Raw genomic sequence first — 19,003 nt, 5'->3', positions numbered from 1 at the left:
CCCTCAGTCCCCGGCGCGGATGATGTATCCGGAGCCGCGAACCGTGTGCAGAAGCGGTTCGCCGAAGTCGCGCTCGATCTTGGACCGCAGGCGCGAGATGTGGACGTCGATCACGTTGGTCTGCGGGTCGAAGTGATAGTCCCAGACGTTCTCCAGCAGCATGGTCCGTGTCACCACCTGCCCCGCATGCTTCATGAGATATTCCAGAAGACGGAACTCGCGCGGCTGGAGCGTGATCGGCCGGCCCGCCCGGCGCACCTCGTGAGACAGCCGGTCGAGCTCGAGGTCGCCGACGCGATACACCGTCTCGACATCCTTCGACCCGCGGCGCCGGCCGAGGATCTCGATCCGGGCCAGGAGTTCGGAAAAGGCATAGGGCTTGGGCAGGTAGTCGTCGCCGCCCGCGCGAAGGCCGGTCACGCGATCGTCCACCTGACCGAGCGCGGACAGGATCAGGATCGGCGTCGCATTGCCCTTCTCACGTAGGCTGGAGACGACGGAGAGCCCATCGCGCTCGGGCAGCATACGGTCGACCACCAGCACGTCGTAGGCCTGGGTCAGGGCCATGTGGAGCCCGGTCTCGCCGTCCGCCGCATGGTCGGACACGTGGCCCGATTCCCGCAGAGCCTTGGTCAGGTAGGAGGCGGCCTCCCGATCGTCTTCGATGATGAGGATGCGCATGTGATCCTGTTCGGGGGACGGCGCGGACATCATCGTCATTATCCTTCGATGGGGCGGGCGAAAAGGGGGCGACGAGCGCCCCCTTCCGATGCGTTGGCCTTGCGGTTGGGTCAGCTCCCGCTGATCGGCAGCGCCACGAAGCGGTTCTGGTCGCCGCTGCGGAGCTGGAACAGCGCGGCCTTGCGGCCCGACGACGACGCCTTCTTGATCGCGTCCTCGACCTCGCGCTGCGACTTCACCGAACTGCCGTTGACGGCCACGATCGTGTCGCCGGCCGAAACGCCGCGATTGGCGGCCTCGGAGTCGGGATCGACCTCGGTGATGACCACGCCGTCGCCCTGGTCGGAGGGAGTCAGCGTCAGGCCGTAGCCGCGCAGGGAGGACGGGTTGACCGGCACGTTGCTGTTGCCGCTGCTGTTCGACGCCTCGTCGAGGCTCGACAGGTTGCCGAGCTCGACCTTGATGTCGCGCGCCTCGTTGTTGCGCCACACCTTCACGTCGATGGTGGTGCCGGGACGATACTCGGCGACCTTGCGGGCCAGCTCGCGCGGACCCTTCACCGCCTGTCCGTTCACCGCCGTGATGACATCGCCCGTCTGGATGCCCGCCTTCACCGCCGGCGTGTCCGTATCGGGCAGCGTCACGATCGCGCCTTCCTCGGCGTCGAGACCGAGCGCCTCCGCGATGTCCTTGGTCACCGGCGCGATCTGGACGCCGAGCCAGCCGCGCTGGACGTTGCCGTTTTCGCGGAGCGACTGGATGACCGTCTTCGCGGTCGAGGCGGGGATCGCGAAGGCGATGCCGACATTGCCGCCCGAGGGCGAGAAGATGGCGGTGTTGACGCCGATCACCTGCCCTTCGAGATTGAAGGCCGGACCGCCCGAGTTGCCCCGGTTCACGGCAGCGTCGATCTGGATGAAGTCGTCGTAGGGGCCGGCGCCGATGTCGCGGCCCCGCGCCGAGACGATGCCCGCCGTCACCGAACCACCGAGGCCGAACGGGTTGCCGACGGCCACGACCCACTCGCCGACCCGGACCTTGGAGTCGTCCGCGAAGTCGACATAGGTGAACTTGCGGTTCCCGCCGTCGACCTTGAGAAGGGCGAGGTCGGTGCGCGAATCGGCGCCGATGAGCTCGGCCTTCAACTCGGTGCCGTCGTCGAGCACCACGGTATAGTCGCTGCCGCCTTCGACCACGTGGTTGTTGGTGACCAGGTAGCCGTCGTCCGAGATGAAGAAGCCGGAGCCCTGCGCCATGCCCTGACGGGGGCTGCGGCGCGGCGCCTGCCGGCCCTCCGGCCCACCCGGCATGCCGGGGTTGCCGAACTCGAAGAAGCGGCGCAGCGGATGGTTCTCGGGAAGGTTGTCGAAGGGCGACTCGGCGTTGCCGTCGTCGCTCGCCGGCCGGATCTGCTCCTTGACGCGCACCGACACGACGGCCGGCGACACCTTCTCCACCACATCGGCGAAGCCGGGATTCTGTCCGGTCGGCTGAACCGTCACCGGGTCCGCGAAGCTCGGCACCACGTTTGCGACGACGCCGCCCGCGAACACCATGCCTGCCACGCCTGCCGCCAGGATGGCCGTGGAGGCGCGACGCTTGGTCTTGTTGAGATTCATGTTCATACGAAGGACCCTCGCTGAAATCCCGATCCGCCGACAAGGGCCATGTGGCCCGTCCGATGGTGGGAAGGTAGGGATCCGAACGTTACGGCAAGTTTTCGCCGGCATGAAAGCTTCGTAAGGTCGACGGGTCAGCGCCCTTCGTCGTCCCGCGCGCCGTGGCCGACGAGCCGCGCCAGCGCCGCCTCCTCGGCCGCGGATAGCCCTGCGGCCGTCGGGCGCTCCGCGGACCGGCGGCCGGACCGCCGCAGCATGGCGATGCCGATCAGCAAAAGCAGCACCGGCGTGCCCCACAACAGCACGGTGTCCCAGCGCAGGCGCGGCCTCAGCAGCACGAAGTCGCCGTAGCGCGAGACGAGATAGTCGATCACGTCCTCGTCGCTGTCGCCCGCCGTGATCCGCTCGCGCACCAGAAGGCGAAGGTCTCGGGCGAGCGGCGCGTCGGAATCGTCGATCGACTGGTTCTGGCACACCATGCAGCGCAGCCCGGCCGAGAGGTCGCGCGCGCGCTGCTCCATCGCCGCGTTCGGCAGCACCTCGTCCGGCTGCACGGCCGCGGCTGTGCCGCCCCAGCTCAGGACGCCCGCCACGAGCGCAGCGCCGAGGATGCGGGACAGCGCCATCTCAGGCCGTCCTTGCCGCCCGGCGCCTCGCCGGCGCGCCGACCCGAAGGCGGCGGTCGCTGAGCGACACGGCGCCGCCGAGAGCCATGGCGACGGCGCCCAGCCAGATCAGCGTCACCATCGGCTTCCACCAGACGCGCACCACGACTGCCCCGCCGTTCGCCGCCGCATCGCCGAGCGAGACGTAGATCTGGCTGAATAGCAGCGTATGGATGCCTGCTTCCGTGGTCGGCATCTGCCGTGCCGGATAGAACCGCTTGGCGCTGTCGATCGTGGCCGCTTCCCGGTCGCCGTCCAGAAGGGTGAAATGGCCGACATCCTCTTGGTAGTTCGGGCCCTGGCGGAAGGTCTGTCCCTCGTAGCGCAGGTCGAAGCCCCCCGCCGAGACGGTCTGGCCGGGCCGCATGGCGGTCACGGTCTCGGTATCGAACGCGCTGACGCAGACGACGCCCAGAAGCGTCACGCCGACGCCGAAATGGGCGAGCGCCGTGCCGAAGGCCGACCGAGGCAAGCCTCGGAGACGCGAGAAGGCGGTGCGCGGGCCGACCCTCGGCAGGCCGGCGCGACCGGCCAGATCGACCAGCGCGCCGACCATTACCCACACCGCAAGCCCGATCCCGAGGGAGGCGAGGATCCTCGTTCCCTGGTTCACGGCGATCACCACCACGGCCACCACCAGCGCGGCGCCCACGGCCGCGTAGAGCCGTTGCGCCGCACCCAGGAGATCGGCGCGCTTCCAGGCCAGCAGGGGTCCGAAGGGCAGCGCGAAGAGAAGCGGCACCATGAGGGGCCCGAACGTGAGATCGAAGAAGGGCGCCCCGACCGAGATCTTGGTGCCGGTCAACACCTCCAGGAACAGCGGATACAGCGTTCCCACCAGCACCGTCGCCGTTGCCGTGGTCAGGAACAGGTTGTTAAAGACCAGCGCCCCCTCGCGGGAGATCGGCGCGAACAGGCCGCCGCTTTCCAGCTCGCCCGCCCGGAACGCGAACAGCGCGAGCGAGCCGCCGATGAACACGCAGAGGATCGCGAGGATGAAGACGCCCCGCTCCGGATCGACCGCAAAGGCATGGACCGAGGTAAGGACGCCCGATCGGACCAGGAAGGTTCCCAGCAGCGACAGCGAGAACGTCAGGATGGCCAGAAGCACCGTCCAGACCTTGAGGGCCGAGCGCTTCTCCATCACGGCCGCCGAGTGGAGCAGCGCCGTCCCGGAGAGCCACGGCATGAAGGAGGCGTTCTCTACGGGATCCCAGAACCACCAGCCGCCCCAGCCGAGCTCGTAGTAGGCCCAATAGGAGCCCATCGCGATTCCCCCGGTCAGGAACAGCCACGCGAGCAGCGTCCACGGCCGCACCCATCGCGCCCAGGCGGCGTCTAGGCGCCCCTCGATGAGAGCGGCCACAGCGAAGGAGAAGGCGATCGAGAAACCGACATAGCCGAGGTAGAGCAGCGGCGGGTGGATCGCGAGGCCGATGTCCTGGAGGATCGGGTTCAGGTCGTTCCCCTCGAACGGCGCCGGCACCACGCGGGTGAACGGGTTCGAGGTCAGCAGGATGAAGAGCAGGAAGGCGGTGAGGATCCAGGCCTGCACGGAGAGCACCGTCGCCTTCAGGCTCGGCGGCAGATCGCGCCCGAACAGGGCGACCAGCGCGCCGAACAGCGACAGGATCAGCACCCAGAGCAGCATCGAGCCCTCGTGGTTCCCCCAGACGCCGGTGATCTTGTAGATCATCGGCTTGGCGGAATGCGAGTTCTCCACGACGTTCAGGACCGAGAAGTCCGATGTGGCATAGGCCGCCGTCAACGCGCCGAAAGCCAGGGCCAGGAGCGCGAGCCCGGTGACGGAGGTCGCCGATCCGGCTTCCATCAGCCGCGCGTCGCCCGTGCGCGCGCCGACCAGCGGCAGCACGGACTGGACCAGCGCCGTGCCGAGCGCCAGCACCAGCGCGAAATGCCCCAGCTCGACGATCACAGGCCGGCCCCCTTCGCGGCCGGTTCGGCGGCCGAGACGATCGCCCCGTCCTTCCAGAGCCCGCGCGCCTTCAGGTCGTCCACGACCTCCTTGGGCATGTAAGTTTCGTCGTGCTTGGCGAGAACCGTGTCGGCGACGAACACCCGGTCGCTTCCCAGGTGCCCCTCCGCCACGACGCCCTGCCCCTCGCGGAAGAGGTCCGGCAGCAGTCCGGCATAGACCACGGGAACGCTTTCCACGGTGTCCGTGACGCGGAAGGAGACGCGCTGTCCGGCGTCGCGGTGCACCGTGCCCGCCTCGACGATCCCGCCCAGACGGATGCGCTGCGTCTCGCCGGGCGCGTGCGCGACGATATCCGTCGGCGAGTTGAAGAAGGCGACGCTGTCCGAGAGCGCGGTCAGCACCAGCCCCGCGGCGGTCGCGACCACGGCCAGGATGCCGAAGAGGCCAGCAAGGCGCTTCTGCTTTCGCGTCATGGTGTGGTCGTGTCCGCCTTCAGTCCGAGCCCGCGTGCGAAGCCCAGAATATCCTCAAGCTCCGGCGAAGTCGCCGGGAATACGGTGCGCACTCGTCGCAGGGCCGCGAGCGCCTCGTCCGGGCGGTCGAGAACGACGTAGGAGCGCACGAGCCGCTTCCAGCCGTCCGCGTCCCCAGGCTCGGCGTCTAGCCGCTGCGCGAGGCGCGACACCATGCCCTCCACCATCGCACGTCGGTCGCCGTCCGAGAGGCCCTCGGCCGCCTCGACGTCCTCGGCGCTCGGCCCCGGCGCCGGGGTCGCGGGCGGTGCGGCCGCGCCCGAGCGCGCGTCCGCGAGCGCGGCTTCCGCGACCGGCCGCCAAGGCCCGTCCGGCGGCCCCGTCCTCAGGAGGTCGCTCCAGGCTTCGGCCGCTTCCGCCGCTCTGCCCTGCTGCGACAGTCCGAGCGCCAGGAAGAAGCGGGCGGGCACCCATTCGGCGTCGAGCGCGAGCGCCTTATGGAACTCCGTCTCGGCTTCCGGGGTCACTTTCCCGCCTGCCGCCTGCACCAGCGCCTCCCCGAGGCCGGCCACCGTCTGCGCCGTGGGCGGGCGCAGGCGCAGGACGTTGCGGAACGCCGCCGACGCCTTCTCCCCCTCGCCGAGCCGGAGATAGACCGGTGCGACCACGCTCCAGCCCTCGGCATCGTCGGGTTCGGCGGCCAGGCGACGCTCGATCTCCGCCACGGCTGCGGCGATGTCGGGCGTTTGCGTCGGCGCGGCGCGAAGAGCCAACGGCTGGTCCGGCACTTCCGGCGAACCCCAACGGTCGTAGAACAGGAAGGTGCCGACCGGAAGCAGCAGCGCGACGGCGAGCCCGGCCGCCACCGCGGGCCTGCCGCGCGGGCGCCCGGCGGGTGCCGCCTCCGCCGCCTGATGGGCGCGCAGAAGCCGGCGCCCGATCTCCGCGCGTGAGGCGGCGGCCTCGTCGGCGCCGATGCCGCCGCGCGCCTCGTCCTCGCCCAGTTCGGTCAACTGCGCGCGATAGACCTCCTCGTCGTAGCTCTCGCGCGCCGGCGCCTCGCGCGCGGGACGCAGCAGAAGCGGCAGGACGATCACGAGCGTCGAAACGGCGGCGAGCAAGAAGGCGATGAGCCAGAACAGCATCGAGGCTCCCAAGGACCGGAGGCTCCCGCCTCCGACCGAAGACATTGCGGACCGGCGGGCGTCGCGCGGCTTCGCGCGTGCCTCGCTGGCGGGCATCGCGTCGCCCACCCCCGGTCTGGAACCGCTCTAACAATCCTCGGCGGAAAATCCCATTCAATTCGGCACGAGGCCGGCCGGCGGGATCAGGCCACCGGCGTCCAGAGATCGCCGCTCGTCCGGCAGGCGCTGCCGACCTGCCGCACCTTGGACGTCCCGCGCGTGATCACGTGCGTATAGCCACGGCAGTCCTGGGACCCGATGCGGTAGAGCTGCGTCGGCGTGATCTCGCCCTTGAAGCCGTCCGCTTCCCAGCCCACCGGCTGCCCGACGGTTCCGAACTGAAGCGCCTGGTACTGTGCCTGAAGCGCCCGCTGCTCGGCACCGGCGCTCAGCTTGATGCTGCCGGTCGGGGCGATGCTGCCGCGAAGCGCGGCCACCCGGTCCGACAGCGGCTCGGGCGCGTTGCGTGCGCCGCTCGTCAGGCAACCCGACAGGAAAGGCAGGGCCGAGGCGACGAGGCAGGTGGTCCAGAATTTCTGCATTCGTCCGTCCGCCGCGCGAGCGGCCCATGCTGCCACAACAAAACATCGTGTCAGGACATCGGCCCGTCGGGCGCGCGAGGCAAGATCACCTCCGCGCGCAATCCTCCGATTTCCGATCGCGCGAGGCGAAAAGATCCCCGGTATTGCAAAACGGTATCAGCGACGATCGACAGCCCCAGGCCACTGCCGGCTTGGCGCTCGTCGAAACGGCGGCCCCGCTTCATGGCCTGCACCATCTCCTCCTCCGAAAGGCCGGGCCCGTCGTCCTCAACGACGATGCGCAAACTCTCGTTGGCCGCACGCTCCAAGTGGAGAACGACCCGTCCCCGGCCGTACTTCGCCGCGTTCTCCAGGAGATTGCCGACCGTCTCCTCCAAGTCCTGCTGCTCGCCCGCGAACATGAAACCGGCGGACCCGGCCGCGACGCGCCGCTCGAACGAGATGTCCGGCTCGAGCCGGCGCATCACCTTCAGGAGACGCTCCAGAACGGGCTCCACGGGAGTGCGCACGATCGCGCCGTCGATCGCCGCCACCCGCGCCCGATCCAGGTAGTGCTGCACCTGCCGGCGCATGATGCCGCCCTGCTCGGCGACGATCCGCCCCTTCTCGCCGCCGATGGCGGAGGCCTCGTTGAGCAGCACGGCGACCGGTGTCTTGAGAGAATGGGCGAGGTTCCCGACCTGCGTGCGCGCCCGCTCCACGATGCGGCGGTTGCTGTCGATCAGGGCGTTCATTTCCAGCGCCAGAGGCCGGATCTCGGCCGGGAACCCTCCCCTCAGGCGCTCGGCCCGCCCGGCGCGCACGTCCGCCAGCGCGCGGCGCACGCTGGTCAGCGGCCGCAGGCCGTACAGGATCGCCAGGGCGTTGATGACGATCGAACCGAGGCCGAAGAAGCCGAGATAGAGCGCCATCTTGCGATCGAAGGCGGCGATGTCGGACTGCACCACGCTGGCGTTGCCCATGACGCGAAAGCGCGCGGTGTGGTTCTCCTGGTCCAGCACCACCTCGGCCTCCTCGACATAGAGCGTCTCCCCGTCAAGCCCCTCCGTCCGGTAGTCGCGGCGATACTGCATGTCGAAGGGCGCCAGCTCGGTCGGCTGTGCGGCGATCGTGCGCGGGCCGAGGGAGAAGGAAGCGAGCCGCCCCTCCGTGTTGGCGCTCGCCGGGATCACCTCCCAGTACCAGCCCGACAGGGGTTGCGAGTAGCGCAGGTCCCCGAGGTTCGGCACGCCCGACAGCGCGCCGCCGTCGTCCACCGTCACCGAGTTGATGAGGTTGTAGAGCTGCGCGCGCACCACGGCCTCGAAGCCCGACTGCGCCGTTCGCTCGTAGAGGTTGGAGATCAGGCCAGCGACCACCAGGAAAGCGGCCACCACCCAGACGCTCGACAACGACACGACGCGGAAGGTCAGGCTTCCGGTGAAGCGGGTCCGCTCCCGCGTCGGCGCCGGCCTTTCGTCGCCGGGCTCGGCGGCTTCAGGTTCCGCCGCCATCAGCCGCCGTGTTGCATGCGGTAGCCGAGGCCGCGCACCGTCTCGATCAGGTCCACGCCGATCTTGCGTCGAAGCCTGCCGATGAACACCTCGATCGTGTTGGAGTCGCGGTCGAAGTCCTGATCGTACATGTGTTCGATCAGCTCGGTGCGCGACACCAGTTCTCCCTGGTGGTGCATCAGGTAGGACAGGAGGCGGTATTCGTGCGAGGTCAGTTTCAGCGGCGTGCCGTCGAGGCTCGCTTTGGACGACTTCGTGTCCAAACGCAGGGGCCCGCAGTGGATCTCGGACGACGCGTGCCCCGCCGCGCGGCGGATTAGAGCTCGCACCCGCGCCAGCACCTCCTCCATGTGGAAGGGCTTGGCGACGTAGTCGTCCGCCCCCGCGTCGATGCCCGCAACCTTGTCGCTCCATCGGTCGCGTGCCGTCAGGAGCAGCACCGGCATGTCCCGCCCTTCGCGCCGCCACCGTTCCAGCACGCTGATGCCGTCCATCTTCGGGAGGCCGACGTCCAGGACCACCGCGTCGTAGCTTTCGGTATCCCCAAGGAAGTGTCCGTCCTCGCCGTCCGCAGCCTGATCCACCACGTAGCCGGAGCCGGTCAGCGCCTCGATCAATTGGCGTCGGAGGTTCTCGTCGTCCTCCACGATCAGGATGCGCATGGTGGTTCCGTCCCGAATTCTCGTGCCATCATGCCACAGGGCTTACTGTTCGATCGTGATCGTCTGACGGCGGGGCCGGTTCCCGTCGCTGGCCGGGACCAGCACCGTCACGATGCAGACCACGCGGTCGCCCTGCTGCGAGGTACGCACGGAAAGGACCTGCCCCCCGGACTGTGCGGCGGCCTGCGCGGCAGCGGCCGAGCAGCCGCCTCCCTGCGCGAGGCGAACCTGCGTGGACATGTCCTTTGCATTCGCCGCGCCGTCGTCGATCTGGCGCATCGGCATCGCCGTCGCGGCAGAGGTCGCGAGGGCGAGGCCGAGAAACACGGATGCGGCGATGCGGCGGGGGGCAGGTCGGATCATGACTCATCCAGGCTCGGTTGTCCGCAACACTAGGGATCGCGTGCTGAATGTCGAATGAACGGGGCGCCGCGTGCACGGCGCCCCTCCGGCTCAGCGGATCCGGTGGCGCGCGTCGAAGCGTCCGAAGATCGCGATCGCCGCACCCACCGCGCTGGCCGCCGCCGTCAGCGCGGTCACCGCCTCGTCGCCCGCCAGGCCCACGATCTCGATGCCGAACAGCCCCGCGAGCGAAGCCGCCAGCGCCAGCGCCCCACCCCAGACCGTACGGGACTCGTACCAGTTCTTGATGTCGTCCGGATTGTCCATCTTCCGCTCCTTTCGTTGGAAATCGTCAGCGCCGGATCAGCGTGAGCCCTGCGGCCGCTCCTGCGCCGTATGTCTGGCCGAGTTGCGCGACCTCGACGAAGAGGACGGCCGGCAACCCGCTCAGCCGCTCGGCGAGCTCCCCGGCCGAGAGGCTGAGGCCGGTGGTCCCGACCTCCTTGCTCGTCGGTCCCTGCGCCTCGCCGCGCAGCGTGACGCGATAGGCCTCGCGGTCCTCGCCGAGGCTCACGTCGACGCCTTCCCAGGCCGCATCGGTGGACCGCGTCCGTCGGCTCCAGGTCAGCTCGACGCCCTCCGCCCCGTAGCGGCCGCGCAGATGCACGGGCGAGAGGGGGCGCAGCGCGCGCCGCCCCAGCGCCACCGTGCGCCTCACCGCCACCGCGTCGTCCAGCGGTCGCCCGGCAGGCAGGATGCGCCACTCGGTCGCGACGCCCGCTTCGCTCTCGTCCAGCGGCACGCCGATGGCGGCGCGGTCCAGAAGCACGAAGAGTGCGCCCGCCATCGCGCCCGCGCCCGCCTCCTCGCCGGTGCCGCCCACCCCGCGCGACAGGCCGCGGAGCCGGAAGCGAGACGGGGCGACCTCCTCCGCCTCGCGGAAGCGCACCACCTCCCAGGAGCCGTTCGCGGCGAGGACCGCCGCCGTGTTCTGCCCGGCATCCACGAGCGCGGGGTCCAGCGACGCGAGGTTGCCGGCCGCGAGATCCACCAGGATCGAATGCGTCCGATCCAGGATCTCCTCACGACCCGGCCCAAGCGGCACCGCAAGATGCCCCATCGTTGCGCGGGCCGTGGCCGTCACCCGCGCCGCCGGTCCGGAAGCCGAGGCCGGGGCCGTGAGGACGTAGGGCAGCCACGGCCTCGCTGAGATGGCCACCGTCGCGCCACCCTGCCCGCCATCGAGTTTCGGCAGATCGAGGAAGGCCACCAGCGGACGCGAGGCGAACACGGGGCCCGGCGCCTCCGTCGTCGCCGCCGGCGGGCCGACGTCCGGCGCCGTGCTCCGGCCGCCCACCCGCAGCGCCTCCACGCGGCGCGACAGCCCGTCCTCGATCCGCGACACCTGCCACAGGCCGGGCCGCCCCTCGATCGCCAGCCGGTCGCCCGCGCACACGTCGATCTCCGTCGGCGAAAGCGCGAAGCGCGCCACCTCGCGCTCGCCGACCTGGCGGTCGAGAAGCCCGCGCGCCAATCGCCGCGCCTCGCCTTCGGTCAGCACGACGGGCAGTTCCACCGTGGCCTGCCGCGGTCGGGATCGGCCCGGCAGAACGGCCTCCGCCGCGCCCGGGCGATAGGTCCGCTCCGCGTCCGCAAACCCGACCACGACCTCGCCCGGCGCCTCTCCGTCCTCCGCCCGGCGCACCTCGAACGGTGCGTCGTCCGGCGGGTCCACCAGAGCCGTCGCCTCGGCCTGCGCGCCGCGGCGGGCGATCGACCGGAACCGCAGCACGCCGCCGCGCGCGAAGGCCTCGATCCCGGTCAGCCGCAGAAACCCCTCCAGCTCGTCCCTCGCCGTTCCGGGGCCGGACACCACGAAGCCGCCGACCATGCCGTCCACGCCCGCGACGTCGAAGGCCTCGAACCCGTGGTCGCGGAGGATCGCGGCGATCAGGCCGTCCATCGGCGCCCGGCCGAGGCGGCCGTTGAGCCAGTGGCCCCGTTGCCAGTTGTCGCCGTCGCGCCAGAGCGCGCCGCGTTCGGGAAAGGCGGGAAAGGGCCGCGCGTCCCAGGTCCACGCATGCACGGCATCCGCCGGCACCATGCGCCCGCCATACAGGGGCGACACCGGGTTGCGCTCGGGATCGAAGCCCGGCACCGCGTTGTCCCAGTGGCGTTGGTGTGCCTCGAGAAACCGCCTCTGCTGGAGGTCGTCCCGCCCGCCGTTCGAGAAATGCGGAAAGGCGCTCTCGGCCGATTTCGGGTCCAGGAACACGTTGGGCTGGTTCGCGCCCTTGTCGATCGCCGGGCAGCCGAGCTCCGTGAACCAGACCGGCTTCGATCTCGGCTCCCAGGCGGTCGGCCCCGCGACCTCCACGCCGCCGCGCCGCTCCACGTGCGGCTCGCTCCACCAGGAGCGGATGTCCTTGGCGCGGAACACCCACGGTTTGCCCAGCCCGTCGGTGATGGCGCGTCTCTCGCCCGCCCGGCGCTCCGCGTCGCCCGCGTAGAACCAGTCCGCATACTCGCCGCCGGCGATCCCCGCGACCAGGCCGTCGAGATCGTACGGCGAAGCCATGCCGTCGCGCGGACGGTCCCCGCCGTCGTCCCGCCAGTCCGACAGCGGCAGGTAGTTGTCGATCCCCACCGCCCCGACGGCCGGGTCCGCCCAGAGCGGGTCGAGGTTGAAGAAGAGGTCGCCGCTGCCGTCCGCCGGCCGATAGCCGAAATATTCGCTCCAGTCGGCCGCGTAGGTTACGAGCGCGTCCGGCAGCACCGCCTTCACGTCGCGCGCCAGCGCCACCAGCGCCTCCACGAAGGGGAAACGGCCGGCCTCGTCGCGCAGCCGCGTCAGCCCGCGCATCTCCGAGCCGATCACGAAGGCGTCCACCCCGCCCGCCGCCCTCGCCAGATGGGCCTGATGGAGGATCATCCGCCGGTAGGACCATTCCGCCGGTCCCGAGTACCGCACGCCGCCCGCGACGAGGGAGAAGTCCGCCACGCGCGCCGTTCCGACGAAGCGGTCGATCTCGGAGCGTGCCGCCGACGTGCGGTCGCCCGTGCCGGGCCGCGTCTCGGCCACCTCCAGCGTTATCCGTCCCCGCCAGGGGAACGGCGCCTGCGTCGTCCAGCCATGCGGATCGGCCAGGCCGTTTCCGGGCGGAATGTCCATCAGAAGAAAGGGATAGAAGGTCACCTTCAAGCCCTTTGCGCGGAGTGCATGCAGCGCGCGGCGAACGCCCGCGTCCGATGGCGTGCCGCCATAGGCCGGCCCGCCGTCCACCCGCGAGACGACACGTGCGCCGGTCCGGCCGACGCCGCCGGCGCTCCACGTCTCGGCCTCGTCGCGCCAGGCGGTCTCGACTCCCGGGCGGCACGTGGCCCGCCCCGCCCGAAGGTCGTCGGCGAACCAGGCGACCACGAGCGCAGCGCGCTCGAGGCTCGGGCAGATCGCCGTCAGTTCGTCCAGCGAGGCCGCGAAGTCGCTCGCGCCATGCAGCATGTTGCGGTTCAGGAGCCGATCCTCGCCCGCGCCGATCCGCTCGCGCACCACGGCCGGATCGAGGCCGTGCTCCGTCGCTCCGGGAATGATGGTGATCGCGCGAACGCGGTTCTCGAGGTTTCCGACCGGGCGCACCACCTCGCAGGAGATCTGCGGAATGCGGTTGCCCCAGCGCTCCAGCGGCAGCCGCTCGAACACGAGATAGGCCAGCCCGCGATAGGCCGGCGCCCGGCCGAAGCCCTGCTTCGCCTCGATCAGCGGATCGGGCGCCTGGGTCTCGTCACCCGGATGCAGGCGCCACTGGATCGTCTCGAGGTCCAGTTCCTCGCCGTCCGCCCAGATCCGGCGAACGCAGGCGATCGGTCCCTCGCAGAGCGCCACGGCCACGTTGCCGAAATAGCTATAGGTGGTCGTGGTCGTGGTGCCGCCGGACGCCCCGCCCTTTCCGCCCTGCCGCTCCGTCCGGCTCGCCTCCTCGAAGCGGGTCGTCCAGATCACCTGCCCTGCCACGCGCGCCGTGCCGTAGACGCGCGCGACGCCTGCGCCTTCGTCCGCCTCCATCACGCGGCTCGTCGCCAGTCGGCCGACCTCGCGCCGCGAACTGCCGGCCATCAGCCGGGTGTCGAGCGCGGACCCGCCCAGCGCGCCGACCGCGCGGCCCGCGACGGCCCCGAACGGGCCGCCGATCAGGCCGCCGAGCGCCCCGCCCGCCGCTTGCAGAAGAATGGTCGCCATGGGTCAGGCCTCGTCGGGAAAGCGAAAGGTGCCGGCGATCCGGCCGGCCCAGCCCGGTGTCAGGGGAGAGGACACGACCGAAGCGCCCTCGTAGGCGTGGATCAGCCGCGGCCCCGCCGTGTCCGGCTCGTCCAGGATGCCGCAGTGGCGGGCGGGACCGGTGTCCCGCCAGCGAAACAGCACAAGGTCGCCGGGCCGGCCATCGCCAACCGGGATCGCCTGGAAATGATGCCGCGCCGCCGCCATCAGCGGATCGCCGGCGCCGCTCTCCGCCCAATCCGGCGTATAGGGGACCGGCGCTTCCGGCTCCCGGCCGAAGAGCTCCCGCCAGACCCCGCGAACGAGGCCGAGGCAGTCGCACCCGACGCCGCGCCGGCTGCCCTGGTGGCGATATGGCGTGCCGAGAAAGCTGCGCGCCGCCGCCAGCGCCTGCTCGCGCGCGCTCACGGCACCACCGCCGAGCCGTCGTGCAGCCCGTCGCTCTTAGCCACCGCCAGCGCCGCGTCCGCGCCGGGAATGTGCGGGAATCCCCGGAAGTTGAGACCGTTGGCGAACCGTTCGCGACAGGTGGCGAAGCTTCGGTCGCAGCCCGCCGTCACACGCGCCTCGTCACCGACCGCCCAGCTCGGCGCCAGCGCCTCGACGATGTCCGCCACCACCGTCCCGTCGTCCGCGGCGCGAAGGCCGGCCACGGTCCGTTCGGGCACCGTGCCGACGGCGAGCCGCCCGTCGCGGTATGGGTCGAGGTCGAAGGTGCCGAGCCCCTCCAGTACCAGTCGCCGCTCCGCGAGCGATGCGATCCGCCCGACGCGCGTCCAGGGCGCGAGGTCGACGCGGCAGCGCGCGTCGCCCAGCGCCGCGTCGCAGCGTCGGCGATAGAAGCGCCCGTGCCGCCGGTCGAGCCGGGCCGCCAGCCCGCGAAGCTCGACCGTCATCCCCACGTCGTTGCGCGTGATCTCGCCGAAATCCGCCACGTCGATCAGAAGGTGGTCGTCCGGCTTCCGCCAGTCGACGCGGAAGATCTCGACCCGCGCCCCGTCGAACAGACCGGCCGCGATGTCCTCCTCGCGGATCGCCTCCGACGACAGCGCCCCGTCCACCGCGTGCGTGCCGGCGGCCAGCCCGAGCCCCGCCTCGGCCTCGCCCGCGGTCCAGCCCGTCCGTGCGCAAAAGACGGTGCCGGCGAAAGCGAGGTCCTCGTCGTGGTCGGTGAATCCGAAGACCTCGCCGTCCGTGCGCGTCACGCGCCAGGCATGCGCCAGCGTCGTCGCCGGCTGCCGCAACCGCGCGCGAAAGTCGTCCGAAACACCGGTCACGGTCGAACCTCCACCAGTGGGATCGTGGGAATGTCGCCCGCCTCGAAAGCCGCGACGTTGACGGAGAGGTGGTCCATGTCGAAGCGCACCGGCACGTCGAACTCGAAGCCGGCGGTGAGCACCGTTCCGGCCGCCGGCGGCGTCGCGAAGGTCACCGTTCCCGTGGTGGCGTCCACGGCGAAGCCGTCGCCTTGCGCGGCGCCCGCGACGCCGATCCGGACGCTGCCCGGCACCGGCTTGCGGATCGGCCGCCGATAGGCGTCCGCGCCCTGCCCATACTGCTTCTGCAGCGTGAACGTCGTGGTTTCCCCGTCCCCGGTGCCGAGCGGCTGGTCGAAGGCGGTGGGGGCGGCGCCACCGGCAGCGGACGAGAAGTCGAACGGGTCGCGGAAGCGGAACCCCGTCATCCGCCCCCGCCGCGCCTCGAAGAAATGGAGCACGGCCGCGAGGTCCTCCACGCTGCGCACGCCCGACCCGGCGTCGTAGCGGCGCCAGGAATGTCGGGTGCGCTGGTTGCGGTTCTCGTAGCCGGTCGACAGCCGCACGATGTCGGTCCGCCGCTCCGGCCCGCCCGTCGTGCCGAAGGCGACGCGCAGCGGGAACCGCTCTTCGCTGAACGAGGCGATCATGGTCACAGCCCCCTTTGTCCGCGCATCGCCGCGCGGGCGATCATCGCCTGGATCTGCACCTCGGCGCGCCGGAAGCTCGGCGCGTCCGGCGTGGAGACGTTGAAGACGATCGAAGGGCCCGCCCGGCCCGCCCCGGCCGGGGCGGCGACGCCGAGCGAGCCGTCCGGCCCGCGCCGCAGCGGCAGGATCGCCTCCGCGCCCGCCTCGCCCATCAGGCCGATCCGCCCGCCGTGCGGAAAGAAGCTCGGCGCGCGCACCACGCCGCCCTTGGCGAAGGGCACGATGCCGCCCGGCGTCGCACCGCCGCCCGCGCCCGCGACGACGCCACCGCCGACGCCGGACAGCACCTGCCCCAGGAGCCCGCCGGCGATCTGCGTCAGGGGTCTCAGCGCGGCGTCCAGCGCGATCGTCGAGATCCGGCCGCCGAGCTGGCGCAGCACGCTGTCCAGCGAGCGCCCGCCGCCGACCGCCCCGCGAAACGCGCTGGTCAGCGCGGCGCCGAAGGCGTTGGCGCGGGTCGAGAGGTCGCCCAGCGCGCGATCGAAGCCGCTGGTGTCGGCCTCCACCGCGATGCGCAGCGCATCCACCGTTTCCACCATGTGTCACCTCGTGTCGGGAAAGCGTTGCATCAGGTCGTCGAGCCGTGCCCGGCTGGGCGGCGCGGCGAGCCCGGCGAAGGGCCCGAGCGCCAGCGCCAGCTCGCGCGGCGTGGCACGCCACACGGCGTCCGGCGTCAGGCGCAGGACGCACACCGCCGCCGCGAACATCTCGTTCCAGGGAAAGGCCGCCGCGTCCGACCGGTGGTCCGGCGCGGCGGCGCTCAAGGGCGGTCGGTCGTCTCCTCCGGCCCGCCGAAGGCCGCCGTCAGGAGTTCGGAGGCGATGCGCGCCGCCCCTGCCGCACCGCCGTCGATGGCCATGGCGGCGACCGCCTCGTCCGTGGCGGGCGTGCCGCCGCCCCGCAGCCCGGCCGCGATGATGCGCGTCAGGTCGCGCGCGGATAGCCGACCACTGCCGAAGCGTTGGGCCAGGCTCGCGATGTCCTCGAGCGCGAACGCGTCCTCCAGCTCCGCCAGCGCGCCCAGCGTCAGGCAGAGCCGGTGCGCCTGCCCGTCCAGCACCGCCTCGACCTCGCCGCGCCTTCGGTTCGCGGCCATCTCAGAGCGCCGCGAACTGGAGCGCGCCAGCCGACTCCAGCGAGATCTCGAAGGATACCTCGCCGTTGTGCTCGCCGCCGTACTCGAGGGCCGTGACCTGGAACGGCCCCGTCACCGTGCCGAAATCGGGGATCACCGTCTGGAACGAGGCGATCCGGCCCTCGAAGAAGAGCCGGCGCAGCGAGGCGTCCGACGCCGCGTCCTTGAAGATGCCCGAGCCGGACAGCGAGGCGCGCTGCACCCCCGCCCCGCCCAGCAGCTCGCGCCAGCGCCCGGCGCTCTCGCTGTCGGTCACGTCCACCGTCTCCGCGTTGAACGAGATGCGACGCGAGCGCAGCCCCGCCAGCGTCGAGAACGTGCCGATCCCGTCCGGGTCGGCCTTCAGCAGCAGGTCCTTACCCTTCTGTGCGCCCATGACGACCTATCCTCCTTCGTGAGGCCAAACGAAGAAGGGCGGCCCTTTCGGACCGCCCTTCGCGATACTCGTCTCGGATGCGTCGGCGCGTCAGGCCAACGGTTCGGTCACCGCGCGAAAGCGCAGGATGCCGTGATAGGCCGGGCCGTCCGGCTCCTGGCGCGCCTCGGCGAACTGGAGCTGGAGGTTCACCAGGCGATGGCTGGTCAGCGGCAGCGTCTGGTCGTGAAGGCGGTTCGAGACCATGTCCATGATCTCGTAGGTCTCCTGCTTCGAGCCCCCCCTGGCCCAGACATGCAGCGTCAGGATGTGCTCGGCGCCGTCCTCCGTACCGGTGGACCAGTCCACCACGGCGGTGCGGCCGAGCGTGAGATAGGGAAAGGCGGCCCGTTCGGGCACGCGGTCGAACACCTTCGGCCCGCCCAGCCGGGCGAGCAGGGCCGGGTCGTGCGTCAGGGCCGAGACGATGGTGGTCTGGAGTTCAGCGCTGGGATGCGCCATGGCATTCAGTCCTCTTCGCTCCTCGGATCACGGAGAAACACCGCGTCACACATCGCGTGATAAACCATCCGCACGCGTCCTCGTAGTTAACTTTTCGTCAGGCGGCCCGGTGGCCGCGTCGGCCTCCGCCAGCGCCCGCATCGCCCGGTCCGTCGCCGCGCGTCGGACCGTCTCGCGCACGCGCGCCGCGAGCGCGTCGCGCCGCAGCCGCACCTCGACGCGCGCGATCATGCCTCGGCCTCGCAGCGGCATACGAGGTAGCGTCCGGTCTCGTCCGGGTCCTGCAGCGCACGGATCACGAAGCGCCGCGAGCCGATGCGGAACGCCATGCCCCGGTCGAGCCCGTCGCGCGCCCGCAGGGTGACGCGATGCGTCGCCGCGCCCATGCGCTGCCCCCATCGCTCCTCCACCTCCACCGTGAGGGGCTCCAGACGCACCGACGTCTCGCCCACCTCCACCCAGGCGTCCCGGCCCCCGCCCATGTCGTCGGGCACGATCTCGTTGCGCTCGATCGCCGCCCGGTGGCGCAGGAGACCGGCGTCGATGAACAGCGGCGCCATCAGAGGCCGACCCGCCGGTACGGCGCCAGCAGCCCGCGCACCAGCGGCGGCATCAGCGCGGGCTGCATGGCGGCCGACGCCGCGCCGCGCATGTCGAAGGAGATCGACACGAGATGGAGGATCGCGAGCCGGAGCATGTCGGGAACCGCCCCGGCGTCGAGGCCCATGTCGAGCTCGAGCTCGACGTCGCATCCGGTCCGGCCGGTCAGATCGCGGGGCAGCCGGAGCGCACCGCCGTCGCGCACGATGCGCACGGCGGCCGGGTCCGCGTGTTGCGGCGTCCCGGCCCCGTCGAACCACCGGGCGGCGAGCACCGCGCGCGCCGGCCGGCGCGACAGCGCCAGGTCCGCGGCAGCCGGGCTGTCCAGGCAGAGCCGGAAGCCACACCGCGCCAGGACCAATCCCGTTCGCGCCTCGATCGTCTCGCGCGCGGCGCGCAGGAAACCCTCGATCGTGCCATCCTCGTCGGCGCGGTCGATGCGCAGATGCGCCTTAGCCTCGGCCAGCGTCACAGGCTCGGCGGCCGGTGGCCCGTTGTCGATCCAGATCATGTCAGTCCCGATCCGCATGAGGGGGAGAGCGGCCGGGC

23 protein-coding genes are annotated in these 19,003 nt (G+C 71.3%); all 23 read right to left on the bottom strand.

The features are described from left to right. Positions 1–3: 3 nt before the first annotated feature. The 23 genes from D3218_RS08030 to D3218_RS07920 all read right to left on the bottom strand — a co-directional run bounded on the left by D3218_RS08030 (position 4) and on the right by D3218_RS07920 (position 18,965). Complete coding sequence (locus D3218_RS08030) at positions 4–714, bottom strand: winged helix-turn-helix domain-containing protein (RefSeq protein WP_483458052.1); 711 nt, start codon at positions 712–714, stop codon at positions 4–6. 77 nt (positions 715–791) lie between these two features. Next, the gene (locus tag D3218_RS08025; RefSeq protein WP_119539467.1) at positions 792–2,306 is read right to left on the bottom strand and encodes a Do family serine endopeptidase; all 1,515 of its coding nucleotides are present in this window, start codon (positions 2,304–2,306) and stop codon (positions 792–794) included. A 128-nt stretch (positions 2,307–2,434) separates the two neighbouring features. Then, complete coding sequence (locus D3218_RS08020) at positions 2,435–2,926, bottom strand: cytochrome c-type biogenesis protein (protein ID WP_119539465.1); 492 nt, start codon at positions 2,924–2,926, stop codon at positions 2,435–2,437. A gap of 1 nt (position 2,927) precedes the next feature. Continuing rightward, positions 2,928–4,901: a heme lyase CcmF/NrfE family subunit gene (locus D3218_RS08015; protein WP_119539463.1), complete on the bottom strand. Its 1,974-nt coding sequence runs from the start codon at positions 4,899–4,901 to the stop codon at positions 2,928–2,930. Beyond that, complete coding sequence (gene ccmE / locus D3218_RS08010) at positions 4,898–5,377, bottom strand: cytochrome c maturation protein CcmE (RefSeq protein WP_119539461.1); 480 nt, start codon at positions 5,375–5,377, stop codon at positions 4,898–4,900. Before ccmE ends, D3218_RS08015 begins: the two co-directional genes overlap by 4 nt. Then, complete coding sequence (gene ccmI, locus D3218_RS08005; RefSeq protein WP_168990455.1) at positions 5,374–6,522, bottom strand: c-type cytochrome biogenesis protein CcmI; 1,149 nt, start codon at positions 6,520–6,522, stop codon at positions 5,374–5,376. Before ccmI ends, ccmE begins: the two co-directional genes overlap by 4 nt. Before the next feature lie 182 nt (positions 6,523–6,704). After that, positions 6,705–7,103: a hypothetical protein gene (locus tag D3218_RS08000; protein ID WP_119539458.1), complete on the bottom strand. Its 399-nt coding sequence runs from the start codon at positions 7,101–7,103 to the stop codon at positions 6,705–6,707. A 50-nt stretch (positions 7,104–7,153) separates the two neighbouring features. After that, a complete protein-coding gene (locus D3218_RS07995; RefSeq protein WP_119539456.1) occupies positions 7,154–8,596 on the bottom strand; it encodes an ATP-binding protein in 1,443 nt (480 codons plus the stop codon). After that, on the bottom strand, positions 8,596–9,258 hold the full coding sequence (locus D3218_RS07990; RefSeq protein WP_119539454.1) for a response regulator: 663 nt from the start codon (positions 9,256–9,258) through the stop codon (positions 8,596–8,598). The genes D3218_RS07995 and D3218_RS07990 overlap by 1 nt, the downstream gene beginning before the upstream one ends. A gap of 42 nt (positions 9,259–9,300) precedes the next feature. Continuing rightward, positions 9,301–9,621, bottom strand: coding sequence for a hypothetical protein (locus D3218_RS19480; RefSeq protein ID WP_136625067.1), 321 nt, complete (start codon positions 9,619–9,621; stop codon positions 9,301–9,303). Between the two features lie 90 nt (positions 9,622–9,711). Beyond that, positions 9,712–9,927 carry a hypothetical protein gene (locus tag D3218_RS07980; protein WP_119539450.1) on the bottom strand — a complete coding sequence of 72 codons (216 nt, stop codon included), beginning with the start codon at positions 9,925–9,927 and terminating at the stop codon, positions 9,712–9,714. Between the two features lie 25 nt (positions 9,928–9,952). Further along, positions 9,953–13,837, bottom strand: coding sequence for a baseplate multidomain protein megatron (locus D3218_RS07975; protein WP_119539449.1), 3,885 nt, complete (start codon positions 13,835–13,837; stop codon positions 9,953–9,955). Positions 13,838–13,840: 3 nt separating this feature from the next. Beyond that, on the bottom strand, positions 13,841–14,284 hold the full coding sequence (locus D3218_RS07970; protein ID WP_119539447.1) for an NlpC/P60 family protein: 444 nt from the start codon (positions 14,282–14,284) through the stop codon (positions 13,841–13,843). After that, on the bottom strand, positions 14,281–15,153 hold the full coding sequence (locus tag D3218_RS07965; protein ID WP_119539445.1) for a DUF2163 domain-containing protein: 873 nt from the start codon (positions 15,151–15,153) through the stop codon (positions 14,281–14,283). Before D3218_RS07965 ends, D3218_RS07970 begins: the two co-directional genes overlap by 4 nt. Beyond that, positions 15,150–15,782 (bottom strand): DUF2460 domain-containing protein, encoded by a 633-nt coding sequence (locus tag D3218_RS07960; RefSeq protein WP_119539443.1) that lies wholly within the window; start codon positions 15,780–15,782, stop codon positions 15,150–15,152. Before D3218_RS07960 ends, D3218_RS07965 begins: the two co-directional genes overlap by 4 nt. A 2-nt stretch (positions 15,783–15,784) precedes the next feature. Beyond that, on the bottom strand, positions 15,785–16,381 hold the full coding sequence (locus D3218_RS07955; RefSeq protein WP_119539442.1) for a phage tail tape measure protein: 597 nt from the start codon (positions 16,379–16,381) through the stop codon (positions 15,785–15,787). Positions 16,382–16,384: 3 nt separating this feature from the next. After that, positions 16,385–16,606 (bottom strand): rcc01693 family protein, encoded by a 222-nt coding sequence (locus tag D3218_RS07950; RefSeq protein WP_280959963.1) that lies wholly within the window; start codon positions 16,604–16,606, stop codon positions 16,385–16,387. Continuing rightward, positions 16,603–16,938: a gene transfer agent family protein gene (locus D3218_RS07945; protein WP_119539440.1), complete on the bottom strand. Its 336-nt coding sequence runs from the start codon at positions 16,936–16,938 to the stop codon at positions 16,603–16,605. Before D3218_RS07945 ends, D3218_RS07950 begins: the two co-directional genes overlap by 4 nt. Position 16,939: 1 nt before the next feature. Further along, on the bottom strand, positions 16,940–17,353 hold the full coding sequence (locus tag D3218_RS07940; RefSeq protein WP_119539438.1) for a phage major tail protein, TP901-1 family: 414 nt from the start codon (positions 17,351–17,353) through the stop codon (positions 16,940–16,942). A gap of 90 nt (positions 17,354–17,443) precedes the next feature. Continuing rightward, positions 17,444–17,854, bottom strand: a complete 411-nt coding sequence (locus D3218_RS07935) for a DUF3168 domain-containing protein (RefSeq protein ID WP_119539436.1) — start codon at positions 17,852–17,854, stop codon at positions 17,444–17,446. 45 nt (positions 17,855–17,899) lie between these two features. Beyond that, positions 17,900–18,085: a hypothetical protein gene (locus D3218_RS07930; RefSeq protein ID WP_168990454.1), complete on the bottom strand. Its 186-nt coding sequence runs from the start codon at positions 18,083–18,085 to the stop codon at positions 17,900–17,902. Beyond that, the gene (locus D3218_RS07925) at positions 18,082–18,414 is read right to left on the bottom strand and encodes a phage head closure protein (protein WP_119539432.1); all 333 of its coding nucleotides are present in this window, start codon (positions 18,412–18,414) and stop codon (positions 18,082–18,084) included. Before D3218_RS07925 ends, D3218_RS07930 begins: the two co-directional genes overlap by 4 nt. Next, entirely contained in the window at positions 18,414–18,965 is a 552-nt protein-coding gene (locus tag D3218_RS07920; RefSeq protein WP_168990453.1) for a head-tail connector protein, read from the bottom strand. Before D3218_RS07920 ends, D3218_RS07925 begins: the two co-directional genes overlap by 1 nt. Positions 18,966–19,003 lie beyond the last annotated feature (38 nt).

This window comes from Aureimonas flava, assembly GCF_003583935.1.
GTDB lineage: Bacteria > Pseudomonadota > Alphaproteobacteria > Rhizobiales > Rhizobiaceae > Aureimonas > Aureimonas flava.
Note: the sequence above shows the minus strand (reverse complement) of the source record. Positions and strands in the feature narration are given on the sequence as shown.